The organism is Amycolatopsis sp. FU40, from assembly GCF_021903635.1.
GTDB lineage: Bacteria > Actinomycetota > Actinomycetes > Mycobacteriales > Pseudonocardiaceae > Amycolatopsis > Amycolatopsis dendrobii.
On sequence record NZ_CP091381.1, the window covers coordinates 9,055,515 to 9,068,952 of the forward strand.

The window sequence follows — 13,438 nt, forward strand, 5'->3', positions numbered from 1 at the left end:
GCGGCGATAGGTCCAAGAGCTAGTTGTTCCGTACTCCAGAAGCGTTGGTTATGCCCGGGCAGGGAGCGGCAGGTCGTGCGCTTTGCGGAAGTCGGTCAAGGCGGCCCAGGCGAGGTGCGGGTCCAGCGCGAGCCGCCGACGGGCGACGGCCAGTTCGTGCAGGCTCGGCGTGAGGCGGGACTGGGTGAGCGCGTCGGTGAATATGTCCAGGACGGTGGCGCAGAAGAGGACGAACGCGCTGCTGTGCAGGCGCAGCCGGTTGACCGCGTCGGCGAGGTCGGGGGTCGCGCCTTCGTGCAGTTCGGCGGCGAGTTCGGCGAGTTCCACCGCTTCGCGGGTGTCGGGGATGCGAAGCAGTTTGGGCCACAGTTCGGTCAGCTCCGGCGTCTGCGCGAGCCCGCGAGCTTGTCCGGTGAAGCCGCTGGCTTTGGCGGTTAGGTCGGCGCGGACCAGGATGCCGGTGACCATCGACAGCGACGGTTCGTAGTGCTCGATCGTCACGTCCACCATGTCGATCGTGGTGCGGCGCAGGTCGCGGGGCAGGCCGCCGGATAGGCAGTGGCCGAGGTAGCAGAACTGCTCCGGGACACCAGGCAGCCGTTGCGCGATCCACAGCCTGCTTTCGTCCAGTGTGAACGATTCCAGGCGCACCACTTCGGAAAACGCGCTGTCGAACGCGTCGCGGACGGCCAGTCCGCGTTGCTCGAAGCTGAGCACCGCGTCGTCGGACACCGCCACGAAGTACAGGCAGCCGGGCACGCCGAAGATGCCCTTGATGTCGTTCACCAGTTGCTGGGCCTTGTCCTGCTCGCCGATCTTGTCGAGTTCGTCGATGGCGACCACGACCCGGTCGGTGATTCCCTCCTCGCGCAAGGATTCGGCGGTCAGCTGCGCGAACGCGCGGAACTCGTCGACGACTTCCGGATGCGTCAGCTGCTGTTCGGCCCGTTGCGTGGTGCGCGTGCGGCCCAGTTCGCCGCCCGCCGGGACGGCGAGCTTGCCGGACCAGCCGGTGGTGTAGGTCAGGAGGTACTGGATCCGGTGTAACTGCCGCCGTGCTTCGGCTTCGAGCGCGCGCGGTCCGGCGGACGATTTGCGGCGGAAGACGAGCAGTACCGCGCCGGTCGCGGACGCGAGGATTTTCCACACCCAGCGGAGCGCGAGAGCGGTGACCACGGCCAACGCGATCCGGTTGCTCACGGGCTGGTTAGTCCACAGCGGACCCAGCAAGTCCGGGAATCGCACCTGGTTGATGGCCTGCCACAGTTCGACAGGAAACTGCGTGAACTTTCCGTTCCACAGCAGTCCGCCGATCGCCCAGCCGAGCGCGGCGGAGACGGCGAGGTCGGCCGATCCGCGCCAGAACCGGCGGGCCCACCAGCGCCAGCCGAGGTCTGGACCCAGCGTCTGCCGGACCCGCGCGAGGACGGCCTGGCACAGCAGTTTGTGCAGGTGCAGCACGAAATCACGGGCGTCGTAGGTGGCCGGGGCGGAGGCGACCACGACCAGCGGCGCGGGATTCTCGCTGCCGTGCAGCAGACCTCGCTGCATGGAACGGATCGCGGTGGTTTTGCCGGACCCGCGTTGCCCGCCGAGCGCGACCGCGCCGGAACCCGCGCGTTCGAGCACGCGCCGGATCCGTTTCGCCGCCGCGGTCGGCACGATCCGGCTGCTGTCCTCCTCGCCGAGGTCGTGCTGCTGGTCGAAAACGAGCGTCGTGCCGAAGTGCAGCCGCCGGTGCGCGGAGATGACGTCGCGGACCTCGGGCAGCACGATCTCGCGCGCGGCGAACGAACGTCGCGGGCCGAGGCCGAATTGCTCCTCGTGGAACTGCATGGCGTCCGGGTTCATCCACTCGCGCAACGAAGTGACCTTGCGGACCGCGAGCGCGCCGGTGGCGAACAGGACGCACGGCATCATCATCCCGGCGAAAATCCGGAAGAACAGCGGAAGCTGACTCCACGCGGCGCTCATCAGGCTGAGGTAGGCGAGCCCGAGCAGCACCGCGACGAACAGCCAGACCACCTCGCGCGGCGACACCGCCCGGTTGCGCGGACGGAAACCGCGGTCGCCCTCGGCCATGACCTGGTCCTGCAGCGTCCGGATCTTCGCGAGCAGTGTTTCGTTCGCGAAAAGCTCCTCGCGCACGACTTCGGTGCGCAGCGATTCGCGGGCGAGCAGGCGGGTGACTTCGGGCGAGCTGAGGGTCTCGTCGATGAGGGAGGCCAGCGCGGCCTGCGCGGTCCACGAATCGAAATCTTCGAGGTCTTCCGCCTCGATGGAGTGTGGGTCGCTCCGCTCGCCGGTCACCGGCGGATGATGCCATACGCGGGGCTTCGGACAGGGCGGTTTCGGCACCGGTTAGCGCGAAGCGAGCAGCCGCAGCGCATCCCGGGAAGCCGCGTCGCGCGGGGTGCAAGCCTCCAGCCGATGATCAGGGCTGTCCGGCTGGAGCCAAACCTGATAGTCGACATCCACGCGGCCCAGCGTCGGATGGCGCAGGTCCATCGGCACTGTGGTCCGCAAGACAGGACCGGCGTGAACTGCTGCCGCCGGCGCGGACATTCGCCGACTGGAAGGCCGCCGCTGTCGAGGCTGGGCTGCAGGTCAACGACAAGGACCGATGGCGAATCAAAGTCGGCCAAGACGGTGATCTGGAGGCTTTCAGCCACACGAACGTCGTCAGAGCCGTCTTCGGAACGGCCGGTGCTGACTTCTACGGATTGTGGAGCGGCGTCGCACACCAAGCGGCATGGGCACTCGCCGAGTGGAGTGCCTTCGAGACGGCGAAGGAAGCTCAAGTGACCGGACTGCACGTCGCGATGAGTATTGCGGCGGTGCTCTGCGCGGGGCTGGGAGTGCTCGCGCTGCGATGGCTCCCGAGGGATTCGTCAGCTGAGGACGTCGTAAGCGAGAGCGACCGGGTCGTCGACCGTGCCTGACGGCTGGGCCTGTACGGCGGCTGCGGCGGCGGTCGCGTCGGGAAGGGCCAGGTGCGGGCCACCGCGGACGTGGTCGGCGGCGGCCAGCAGGTCGGCGGCGGCGACCGGGCGGTCCAGACGCACAGCGTGGTCGGCGATGCCCACGAGGACGATCGACAGATACAGCACCTCGCCGGACGCATCGGCCAAGGCCAGTGCTTCACGGCGGCGGTTCCGGGCCGTGGGCAGGTCGCCGAGCTGCGCGTCCAGGTAGGCGTGCGAATGGTGGATCATCGCGCGGAACAACGGATGCGGCTCGGATTCGCTCAGCAACGCTTCGGCACGGTTCAGCTCCACGCGGGCTTCCGCCAGATCTCCGCGCCAGCGGGCCAGATCCGCTTTGGTGTGGGCCAGAAACGCGAGCGAATCCGGGAACGGCACGGTCCGCGCGTCACGTTCGGCGGCGGCTGCCGCGGCCTTCGCGGCTGCCGTGTCGCCGAGTTGCCAGAACAGGTGCGCTTGCCGTCCTCGCGCGAAGAGAACGTCTTCGGCCGAACCGATTTCCGAGACGACCTGGATGGATTCCTCATAGCACGAAACGGCTTCCTCCAGTTCGCCGCGACGGCTGACGACCTCGGCGAGGCTGTTCAGCGCCAGCGACAGGCCCCAGCGTTCCCCGCTCTGCCGGAACAGCCGGACGGCCTCGCGGGTGTCGGCTTCCTGCGCGGCCGAGTCGTGCCGGAGGTTCAGCTGTGCCCGCGCGCGGTGCAGCCGGGCATGGGCGCGCAGCCACGGGTCCTCATCGGACAGCAACTTGTCCAATGTGGACTTCATGGCGCTGGTGTCCCCGCTTTGCGTGAACACCGGGATGATGGAGCGCAGCAAGGAATTCTGGCTGTCGCGGCTGAGTTCGAGCGCTTTGCGGCCGAGTTCGTCGGCGGAGGTTTCGGAGGACATTCCGATGGTCAGCAACAACGCGGCCATCGCGTACCCCATCGCGCGCAGTTCGCGATCCACCTCGCCGGGCAACGCGAGCGCCGCCTCGATTACTTCCTGTGCCTCGGTTTTGTGCCCGGTCAGCATCCAGAACCACGCGCACGACGTCGCCAGCCGCAGTGCCGTCGTGGCTTCGCCCGCGGCGATGGCACCGCGCACGGCGGACATCAGATTGCCGTGCTCGGCGGCGAAACGCGCCAGCCACTCGATCTGCTCGGCGCGGCGCAGGTATTTGTCGCCGGTCTCGGCGAAGGAGGCGAACCACTCGGCGTGCGCTTGGCGCAGTTCCTCGCGCTCGTCGGCCACGGTGAGCTGTTCCAGCCCGTACGCCTTGATCGTCTCGAGCATCCGGTAGCGCGGCTCGGCGTCCTCGGAGACGGCCAGTAGCGATTTGTCGACTAATGCGCTGAGCAGCTCGGGTGTACCACCGCAGACCGCTTCGGCGGCATCCGCGGTCGCGCCGCCGGAGAACACCGACAACCGGCGCAGCAGCCGCCGTTCTTCCGGTTCCAGCAGATCCCAGCTCCAGTCGACGACCGCGCGCAGCGTGCGGTGCCGCGGCAGCGCGGTCCGGCTGCCCGCAGTGAGCAGGCGGAACCGATCGTCGAGCCGGGCGGCCAATTGCGACACGCTCATCGACCGCAACCGCGCCGCGGCGAGTTCGACCGCGAGCGGCATTCCGTCGAGCGCCCGGCAGATCCGCACCACTTCGTCCACAGTGGACTCGTCAACGGCGAACCCCGGCCGCACCGCCGCGGCACGATCGGCCAGCAGCCGGACCGAAGCACACGACATCGCTTCGACGGACGTCGCGCCCTCCGCGGGCAGCGTCAGCGGTTCGACTGGCCAAAGCGCCTCGCCGGTCAGCGCCAACGGCTCCCGGCTGGTCGCGAGAATGCGCAGTCGCGGGCATTCGCCGAGCAGGTGGTCGGCCAGTTCCGCGGCGGCTTCGATGACGTGCTCGCAATTGTCGAGCACCAGCAACGCGTCCCGATTGCGCAACGCTCTGGTCGCCCGCTCGCGCGGGGTGCCGCTGGCGCGGGATCCGGTGTACATCTGCTCGCGCAGGCCCAAGGCGTCGAGCACGGCCTGCGCAACGTCCGCGCCGTTGGTGACCGAGGCCAGTTCGGCGAACCACACGCCGCCGCGTCCGGTCAGCAGATGCCGTCCGGTTTCCGTGGCCAGCCGCGTCTTTCCGGCCCCGCCGGGCCCGGTCAGCGTGGTGAGCCGGTACTCGCCGACCAGCTTGGCTACGCGCGTGACCTCAGTGTTCCGGCCGACGAAACTCGTCAACCCGGCCCGTAGGTTCGTGCGCGCGACATCCTCGTCGGAGACCGTCTCGCGGAGAATTTTGGTGTGTGCGGCGGACAGTTCGGCGGCCGGGTCGGCGCCGAGTTCGTCCGCCAGTGCCATCCGGATCCGCGTGAACACCTGAAGCGCTTCGGCCGGTCGTCCGGCGGCTTGCAGCGAGAGCATCAACGACGCGGCCAGCCGTTCCCGCAGCGGATGTTCGGACAGCAGCTTCGACAGCTCTTCGGTGAGATCCGCGCCGTGCCCCAGCCGGATCGCGGCTTCGGCGTACTCCTCGGTGGCCGAAAGCCGTAGCTCGTTCAGCCGCGCTATGTGGCCTTGGAAGAACTGCGCGTCTGAGACGTCACCGAGCGCCGGGCCGCGCCACAGATTGAGTGCCTCGCGAAGCAGCACGACACGCTTCTCGTCAGATGCTGTCCGCGAGGCGGTGACCAGCTCCTCGAACCGGGCCGCATCGACGGTCGCCTCGGGCAGCCGGTAGCCGGACGGGGTGGAGTCGAGCCGCGTGCCGATCCGGCGCAGCCGCGAGACGAGCGCCTGCAACGCGTTGGCCGTGGCCGGCGGACGCGTCCCCCAGACGGCGTCGACCAGCTGCCCGGCCGAGACGACCCGGCCGGGCTCGAGCGCGAGGGCGCTCAGCAGCGTCCGCAATCGGGCTCCGGTGATCTCGACCGCGGCACCGTCGTCGTTCCGGACCTCCAGCGGGCCCAGCAAGCCGATCCGCACCTGGTCGATGATGCCGTGCCGGCGGCCGTCCCGTCCTCCGGGATCTCCCCGATATCCAGGAGACGGGGCCAGAATAATGCAGTCGACACCAAGTTTGCAGTCTGCTTCACTTTTCGGCGTGGGACTTCGAGAGCGGAAGAGGCAGGAGACGGTGCGGCGCATCGCGGATACCGCGCTGCGGATGTTCGTCGACCGCGGATTCGAGGCGGTGACCATCGCCGAGGTGGCCGAGGCCGCCGACGTCGCGGTCAACACGGTCTACAACCATTTCCGGGTCAAGGAAGACCTGGTGCTGCCGCCGTCGGAGGCCTCGGCGGGACGGCTGGCCGGGATCGTGCGGGCGCGCGGGACGGGAGTGTCCGCGGCGCACGCGGTGCTGGACCACCTGCGCGGCGAGATCCGGCAGCGCTCGCGCTCGATCGGGCTCAGCCCTGGGTTCGGCCGGGTGTTGCCGATGATGCTGGCCGCGCCCACGCTCGCCGCCCGGCTGCAGGACCTCGGTCAGCAGATGGTCGCCGAACTCGCCGACCTGCTGATCGCGGAAACCGGTGCGGCGCAGGGAGATCCAGTGCCCGGACTGGTCGCCGCGCAGATCGGCTGGGTGCACAGCCTGCTGTACGGCGAGATCGGCAAACGCACCGTCGACGGCGAGGCGTCCGACGACATCGCGGAGGCGGCGCTGACGCTCCTCGACGCGGTGGAAGGCCTGCTCAGCGAGCAAGTACTGACTTATGCGATCCGGAAGGACACCTGACATGGACGCGTTCCGCGTGATCATCCGCGGCAAATTCGCCGCTCTCGACGAGAGCGCTCGCGCGTTGCTGGAGACCAAGACCGACGTCGCCTTTACCGAAGAAGGCACCTTCACGCACGACGTCAACGCGACGGCGTTCACCTTCCGCTGCCAGGTCCCGGCCGGTCCGGACGACGACGAACGCGCGGCCAAAGACGGCGCGGCCGCCGCATTGGCCGCGCATGGCCTGCCGTACCGGGACCTGAACTACGCGGTCACCGACCTGCGGACGATCAAGATCCGGCGCAAGAACCGCTAGCGACCTCCGCCAGTGCGGTCGCCGCGCGCCAGCAGTCGTGGAAGGTGGAGTACATCGGCACTGGCGCTAGGCGGATGACGTCGGGGCGGCGGGCGTCGGCGACAACACCGTGCTGGGTCCGCAACGCGGCGCTGACCGTGTCGGCGTCCAAACCGTGCAGGCGAACGGAAAGCTGCGCACCCCGACGGTCCGGGTCCCGGGGCGTGAGCACCTCCAGCGGACGTCCCGCGCAGACCTCGCCGAGCAGCGTTTCCAGGTACCCGGTCAGCCGAATGCTCTTGGCGCGCAAGGCAGCCATGCCCACCGCGTCGAACATCGCCAGCGAGGCTCGCACCGGGGCCATCGCGAGGATCGGCGGGTTCGACAGCTGCCACGAGTCGGCGGTGTCGACCGGAGTGACGGTCGGCTGCATGCGGAACCGCACGTCCGGGTCGGTGCTCCACCAGCCCGCCAGTTTCGGCAGCGAACGATCCGCGAGATGCCGCTCGTGCACGAACGCGCCGGCGATCGCGCCCGGTCCGCTGTTGAGATATTTGTAGGTGCACCAAGCAGCCCAGTCGACGTTCCAGTCGTGCAGCCGCAGCGGCACGTTGCCCGCCGCGTGCGCGAGATCCCAGCCCACGATCGCTCCGGCGGCGTGCCCGGCGCGGGTGATCGCCGGGATGTCGAGCAGTTCCCCGCTGTAGTAGTTGACCCCGCCCAGCAGGACGAGCGCGACCCTATGCCCGTGCTCGGCAAGCCAGCCGACGACGTCCTCGCTGCGCAACGTCGATTCCCCGGGACGCGGCGAAAGCCGGACGACGGCTTCGTCCGGGTCGTAGCCGTGGAACGCGACCTGGCTGCGCACCGCATAGCTGTCGGACGGGAACGCGGTGTCCTCGATGACGATCGCGTGCCGGTCCGCGGTCGGCCGGTAGAAGCTGACCATCATCAGGTGCAGATTGACCGTCAGCGAGTTCATCATCACGACCTCGGCCGGTCGCGCGCCGACGAGCCGCGCGGCTGGATCGCGTAGCTGCTGGTGGTAGGAAACCCACGGACGCGCTGCTTCGAGGTGGCCTTCGACGCCCAGCCGGGCCCAGTCGGCGAGTTCCGCGTCCAGCGCGGCGCGGGTCGTGGCCGGTTGGAGGCCGAGGGAGTTCCCGGCGAAGTAGGCCGTCTCGGCGTAGCCGCCGCCCGTCGCGGGCGGGACGTGGAACTGCGCGCGCAACGTCGGCAACGGGTCCTGGGCGTCGAGATCGCGGGCGGCCGCTTCGGCGAGGGCCACGGTCATGAGAACTCCACAAAGTCGGAAGCGTGGGCTCCTCATCGTTCTTGCCGGACGCCATGCCCGTCCAATGCTTGATTCGCTCGTTCCCATGCCCGCCTGGCTATCCCGGCGGTATTCCCGAACGGCTATGCCAGGGCGGGTATTCGGTATTTCCGAAGCGTCGCGGATTGGGTCACGCTGTGCCGATCGACAACGGCCAGCAGAAGGCAGTGATCACGATGCCGACCGAAGCAGACGCGAACCTCAAGCGAAGCATCTCCCTTTTCCAAGCCGTCGGAGTCTCGTTCCACCAGGTAGTCGGCGGCGGGGTCGTCGCGTTGATGGGCACCGCCATCGCGCTGACCGGGGCAGGCGCGCCGATCGCCTTCGCCGTCGCGGCACTCGCGGTGATCGTTTACTCGCTGCCGATCGCGTCGCTCGGCAGCGCGATGCCGGTCACCGGCGGCCGCTACACCTACGCCGCGCGGCTGATCTCGCCCGCTGCCGGGTTCGCGTCGATGTGGCTTTCGGCCGTGTCGGTCATCCAGCTCAGCCTGATGGCGCTGGCCGGGGCGAACTACGTCAGCGCGCTCGTGCCGGGAGTTCCGGTGCGGCCGCTGGCGATCGCCCTGATCACGGTGTTCTTCCTGACGAACCTGGCGGGCGCGACGTTCTCCAGCCGGGTCGGCATCGTGCTCGCCGTCGTCATGCTCGCCGCCTTCCTGCTGTACGGGATCGCGGGCGCCGGGCAAGTGCGATGGAGCGAATTCGGGAACCTGACCCCGCACGGCATCGGCGGTTTGCTCAACGCGGCGGCCATGCTCACGTTCGCCACCACCGGTGCCTTCCTCATCGCCGACATCGGCGGCGAGATGAAGCGGCCGGGACGCGACATCCCGCTGTCCGTCGTCGGCGGCACTCTCGTCGCGGCGGTGATTTACGTGGTCGTGGCGATCCCGTCGGTAGGCGTGCTCGGGGCGGCGGCGTCCGCGGGCAAGCCGATGTCGGACGTCGCCCGCCACATCCTTTCGCCAGGCGGTTTCGCGTTCTTCATCCTCGGCGGCGCGATGGCGTCGGTGATCGGCCACATCAATTCGCTCCTGCTGGCCGCGACGAAACCCGTGCTGGCCGCGACCGGCGACGGCTGGCTGCCCGCCGGGCTCGGCGCGGTGAACCGCCGGTTCGGCACCCCGCACTGGCTGCTGGCGATCCTTTACCTGATCGGCGTGGTCCCGGTGCTCGCCGGCTTCAGCGTCGCGAACATCGCGGCCATGACGTCGATCGTCACCGGGCCGTTGCTCACCCTGCTGATCATCGCGTCGTGGCGGGTGCGCCGGCAGCGTCCGGAACTGCACGCCGCGGCCCCGTTCCGGATGCGCCGGACTTCGCACGCCGTGTTGTCCGTGCTCGGCGTCGCGATCCTCGCGGTGCAGACTTGGTTGCTGCTCAAACAGATCACGCTGCCGGCGTTGCTCGCGCTGGCAGCCTGGAGCGGGCTGGGTCTCGTCGTGTGGCTGACGCGCCGTTCTGCTTCCCTCAACCTCGAAAGCGAGTACGCATGACCACGCAGCTCATCCTCCTCGGCACCGCGGGCGGTCCCGCACCGAAACGCACCCGGAGCGCTCCGGCGCAGGCGATCGTCGTCAACGGAGCCACTTACCTGATCGACTGCGGCAACGGCGTGGCCCGGCAGCTGGTGCACGCGGGCATCCCGCTCGACTCGCTGCGCGCGGTCGGCATCACGCATCACCATTCCGACCACAACGCCGACTACGGCAACCTCTACCTGCTGGCCTGGGCCGCCAACCTGGAACGGCAGGTCCCCGCGTTCGGGCCGCCGCCGCTGGCGGACATGACCCGGCATTTCCTGGCGATGAACCGATTCGACATCGACACGCGGGTCGGCGACGAGGGTCTGCGTCCGCTGGACGAACTGCTCGATCCGCACGAGGTCACGGCGGACGGCGTGGTCTTCGAGGACGAGAACGTCCGAATCACCGCGGCCCGCGTAGACCATCCGCCGATCGCGGACGCCTTCGCCTACCGCGTGGACACCGCGGACCGGTCCATCGTGATTTCCGGCGACACCGCGCCGTGCGAGAACCTGGTGCGGCTCGCTGCCGGTGCGGATGTGCTGGTGCACGAGGTCATGTACGTGCCCGCGGTCGATGCCATGGTGAGCCGGTACAACGGCACGACGTTGCGGGACCATCTGCTGGCGAGCCACACGAGTGTCGAGCGGGTCGGTGCGTTGGCCAAGGAAGCCGGGGTGGGGACTCTCGTGCTGTCGCATTTCGTTCCGACCGACGCGGACATCGCCGACGAGGTCTGGCGTGAGCACGCCGCTGCCGGGTTCGACGGCGAGGTGGTCGTCGGGAAGGACCTGCTGCGCCTCTGACTGGTTCCGCCCGAAGTCGCGTCGTTCCCCGGGTTCCGCGCGCTTCGTACCTACAGTGGCCAGGTGACTACGCCTGCCGAGGACCAGCGCGACCACGTGATGGCGCGCGCGTCCGCGCTCCGCCGTGAGCTTCGCGCGGGTCTGGCGCAGCTGCCGGACCAGGCGGAAGACGAACGCACGCAGACGCTCGACGCCCTGGTCGAGCGGGCGGAGGCGCTGCTGAGCACCGAGAAGGAGGTCGACGCCGCGGTCGAGCAGGTGCGGCTCGCCCGGCTGGAGGCGAAGCGCGGGAAGGTGCAGCGGACGACGCTGTACCTGGCGGTCGCGCCGGTCGCGGTCGGGATGGTGAGCGGGGCGATGATGCTGTTCGGCGCGCTCAACGCGGTCTGGCTGCTGCTCGCGTTGCCGCTGCTGGGCGCGGGACTGCGGATCGCGTTCGGGCCGCTCGGGCCGACGCCGCTGATGGTCAACCGGCGGCAGCGGGCCGCGTACAGCGGGGCCCTGGCGGCGATCTTCACCGCGGTCGCGCTCATCGGGGCCGGGCCGACCGCCCAGCCGATCATGGTCGTCCTGGCCGCGCTCACCACGGTGGCGACCCTGGCGTTCCTGGTGCAGGAGGCGCGGTGACCTACTCCGAGTACTACCGCGACACCGAGTACTACCCGGCCGAGGAGGAGCCAGAGTCCGATCCGGAACTGCTCGCCCTCACCGACACCGTCGGCGGCATGCGGGAAACCGTCGACGATCTGGAAAACCGCACCGTCCGCGAGCTTTCCGAACTGCGCGAGACGGTCGAGTCGTTCACCGAAACCCATTCCCGGCACGAAACCCGCTTGGACCACACGGCCCGGCAGCTCGAACGGCTCCGGCAGCGGCTGCTGGTGCTCGAACGCGCGGTCCGGGTGTCGGAGAAGGTCCCGGTGGTCGACCTGGACAATGTCGGCCCGCGGCTGCGGCAGCTGGCCGCGGAGGCAGAGCGGCGGCACAGTCTGGCCGCACAGTTGCTCACGCCGACCCAGCGCCGACCGTACGAAGAGGACGTCGCACGGCTGCCGCAGGCGCGCGAGGCGTTGGGGCAGAGCGAAGAAGCGTTGATCGCCGTGCTGGAGGTGCTGGCGAAAGCCGAGCGTGGCACGCCGGAACGGGACGACGCGGAGTCGCGACTGTCCGAAGTGGTCGCTCGGCGGCGGGGAGTGCTGGATCGTCAGTTGCCCGCCGCGCAGCAGGATGCCGAAGCGGCGCAACAGGTTCTGGCCGCGGACGAGGTAACGCGGAGCCGGGTCCTGCCGCAAATCGAGAAGTGCGAACGGGATTGGGAAGAACTGCATTCCCGGCTGCGCGAGCGGATCACCGACGCGATCGGGTCGAGCGCGTTGCTGCCGGTGTGGTTCACGCACGCGTTCGGAGTCGCGCCGCCGTCCGGTGCGGCAGGCGACAAATGGATCCGGGCAGCGACATCCGCGCTGGCCTACCGGGTGACCCACGGCGTGGTCGATCCCGCGCTGCCGCTGGGGGAGCCGCCGCCGTCGGACACCGACTGGACCGAACCGAAGTGGTCCTGGCGGGCCCGGCTGGAACACGACATCGAGGAACTCGACCTCGGGATGGATTAGCGGGGTTCCTCCGGTGTGTCGTCTGATGCGGGGACGAGTTCTCGCTGCATCCAGGTGACGTCGCGCCAGGCTCCGTGTTTCCAGCCGATCCGCCGCCAAGTCCCGATGAGTTCGAAGCCCATCGCCTTGTGCAGTCCGACGCTGGGTTCGTTCGGCTGCGTCATCCCGGCGACGGCCATGCGGAAGCCGCGTTCCGCGAGCCGGGCGAAAAGGGCTTCGTACAAGGCTTTTCCGCCGCCCGCGCGTCGACGATCCTGCGCCAGGTAGACGCTGACCTCGCACGACCAACGATAAGCCGCACGCTCCTTGTACGGGCTGCCGTACGCGTATCCCGCCACTGAGCCGTCGATTTCCAGCACCAGCCACGCGTGCGACTTCGTCGCCTTCGCGATCCGGGCGGCCATTTCCGTCGGCGTCGGCGGTTCGGTCTCAAAGCTGATCGTGGTGTCCCGGACGTACGGCGCGTAGATCGCCGCGCACGCCTCGGCGTCCCGTTCTTCGGCAGGTCGGATCAACATGTCCCCGATAGTAGACACGATCCGCTGCTATAGTCGACCACTGTGACCGATCCCCTCTCCGCCTCGCTCGCCGCGGCGGTGCGTGAAGCCCGGCAGGACCGTGCGCTGTCCGCGGGCGTGCTCGCTGAACGTTCCGGAGTTTCCCGCGCCATGATCGGGAAAATCGAGCGCGGTGAAGCGCAGCCGACGGCCGTGCTGTTGAGCCGGCTCGCCACCGCGCTCGGGCTCACGCTGTCCGAACTCATCGCCCGCGCGGAGGGCGACGACCGCCGCCTCGCGCGTCGTGAAGACCAGCCGACCTGGCAGGACCCGGTCACCGGCTATGTGCGCCGCGCTGTTTCGCCTCCCGGGCACGGGGCTACTGAGCTGGTCGAAGTCGACCTGCCGCCCGGTGCGAAAGCCGGATTCCCGGCCAGTTCCTACGCCTTCGCCGACCATCAGGTCTGGGTGCTGTCCGGCCAATTGCGGTTCCACGAAGGCGAAGTCGTGCACGAACTCGCCGAGGGCGACTGTCTTCAGCTGGGCCGCCCGGTCGACTGCGCGTACGAGAACCCTGGAAACCAGCCGTGCCGTTATCTGGTGGTGCTCACCAAGGTGTGACTCAGTTCACGCCTGATTTGTCTGATTGCTGGGGCCTCCCGCCCGGACATGATG

General features: G+C 69.0%; 12 protein-coding genes. 7 read left to right on the forward strand and 5 right to left on the reverse strand.

Annotation, left to right across the window (positions count from 1 at the left end):
• Positions 1-48: 48 nt before the first annotated feature.
• The 3 genes from L3Q65_RS42970 to L3Q65_RS42980 form a co-directional block, all read right to left on the reverse strand.
• Entirely contained in the window at positions 49-2,310 is a 2,262-nt protein-coding gene (locus L3Q65_RS42970) for a hypothetical protein (protein ID WP_237598179.1), read from the reverse strand.
• 51 nt (positions 2,311-2,361) lie between these two features.
• Positions 2,362-2,526 carry a hypothetical protein gene (locus L3Q65_RS42975; protein ID WP_237598180.1) on the reverse strand — a complete coding sequence of 55 codons (165 nt, stop codon included), beginning with the start codon at positions 2,524-2,526 and terminating at the stop codon, positions 2,362-2,364.
• Between the two features lie 365 nt (positions 2,527-2,891).
• Positions 2,892-5,954, reverse strand: a complete 3,063-nt coding sequence (locus L3Q65_RS42980; RefSeq protein WP_237598181.1) for a BTAD domain-containing putative transcriptional regulator — start codon at positions 5,952-5,954, stop codon at positions 2,892-2,894.
• A gap of 151 nt (positions 5,955-6,105) precedes the next feature.
• On the opposite strand from L3Q65_RS42980, the gene L3Q65_RS42985 reads away from it, so the two are divergent.
• The gene (locus L3Q65_RS42985; protein ID WP_237598182.1) at positions 6,106-6,708 is read left to right on the forward strand and encodes a TetR/AcrR family transcriptional regulator; all 603 of its coding nucleotides are present in this window, start codon (positions 6,106-6,108) and stop codon (positions 6,706-6,708) included.
• A gap of 1 nt (position 6,709) precedes the next feature.
• On the forward strand, positions 6,710-7,006 hold the full coding sequence (locus L3Q65_RS42990; protein WP_220507478.1) for a DUF6204 family protein: 297 nt from the start codon (positions 6,710-6,712) through the stop codon (positions 7,004-7,006).
• Here L3Q65_RS42990 and kynU read toward each other — a convergent pair.
• Positions 6,981-8,279 carry a kynureninase gene (kynU, locus tag L3Q65_RS42995; RefSeq protein WP_237598183.1) on the reverse strand — a complete coding sequence of 433 codons (1,299 nt, stop codon included), beginning with the start codon at positions 8,277-8,279 and terminating at the stop codon, positions 6,981-6,983. The genes L3Q65_RS42990 and kynU overlap by 26 nt on opposite strands.
• Before the next feature lie 176 nt (positions 8,280-8,455).
• Here kynU and L3Q65_RS43000 point away from each other — a divergent pair, with 176 nt between their 5' ends.
• From L3Q65_RS43000 to L3Q65_RS43015, 4 genes are all read left to right on the forward strand, one after another.
• Positions 8,456-9,817, forward strand: coding sequence for an APC family permease (locus tag L3Q65_RS43000; protein ID WP_182892514.1), 1,362 nt, complete (start codon positions 8,456-8,458; stop codon positions 9,815-9,817).
• Entirely contained in the window at positions 9,814-10,653 is an 840-nt protein-coding gene (locus L3Q65_RS43005) for an MBL fold metallo-hydrolase (protein ID WP_182892513.1), read from the forward strand. The genes L3Q65_RS43000 and L3Q65_RS43005 overlap by 4 nt, the downstream gene beginning before the upstream one ends.
• Before the next feature lie 63 nt (positions 10,654-10,716).
• Positions 10,717-11,280: a hypothetical protein gene (locus L3Q65_RS43010; RefSeq protein WP_237598184.1), complete on the forward strand. Its 564-nt coding sequence runs from the start codon at positions 10,717-10,719 to the stop codon at positions 11,278-11,280.
• On the forward strand, positions 11,277-12,266 hold the full coding sequence (locus tag L3Q65_RS43015) for a hypothetical protein (protein ID WP_237598185.1): 990 nt from the start codon (positions 11,277-11,279) through the stop codon (positions 12,264-12,266). The genes L3Q65_RS43010 and L3Q65_RS43015 overlap by 4 nt, the downstream gene beginning before the upstream one ends.
• On the opposite strand, the gene L3Q65_RS43020 is transcribed toward L3Q65_RS43015, so the two are convergent.
• Positions 12,263-12,784 carry a GNAT family N-acetyltransferase gene (locus L3Q65_RS43020; protein WP_182892510.1) on the reverse strand — a complete coding sequence of 174 codons (522 nt, stop codon included), beginning with the start codon at positions 12,782-12,784 and terminating at the stop codon, positions 12,263-12,265. The genes L3Q65_RS43015 and L3Q65_RS43020 overlap by 4 nt on opposite strands.
• A 42-nt stretch (positions 12,785-12,826) precedes the next feature.
• On the opposite strand from L3Q65_RS43020, the gene L3Q65_RS43025 reads away from it, so the two are divergent.
• Positions 12,827-13,384, forward strand: coding sequence for a helix-turn-helix domain-containing protein (locus L3Q65_RS43025; protein ID WP_182892509.1), 558 nt, complete (start codon positions 12,827-12,829; stop codon positions 13,382-13,384).
• The last annotated feature ends 54 nt before the right edge of the window (positions 13,385-13,438 follow it).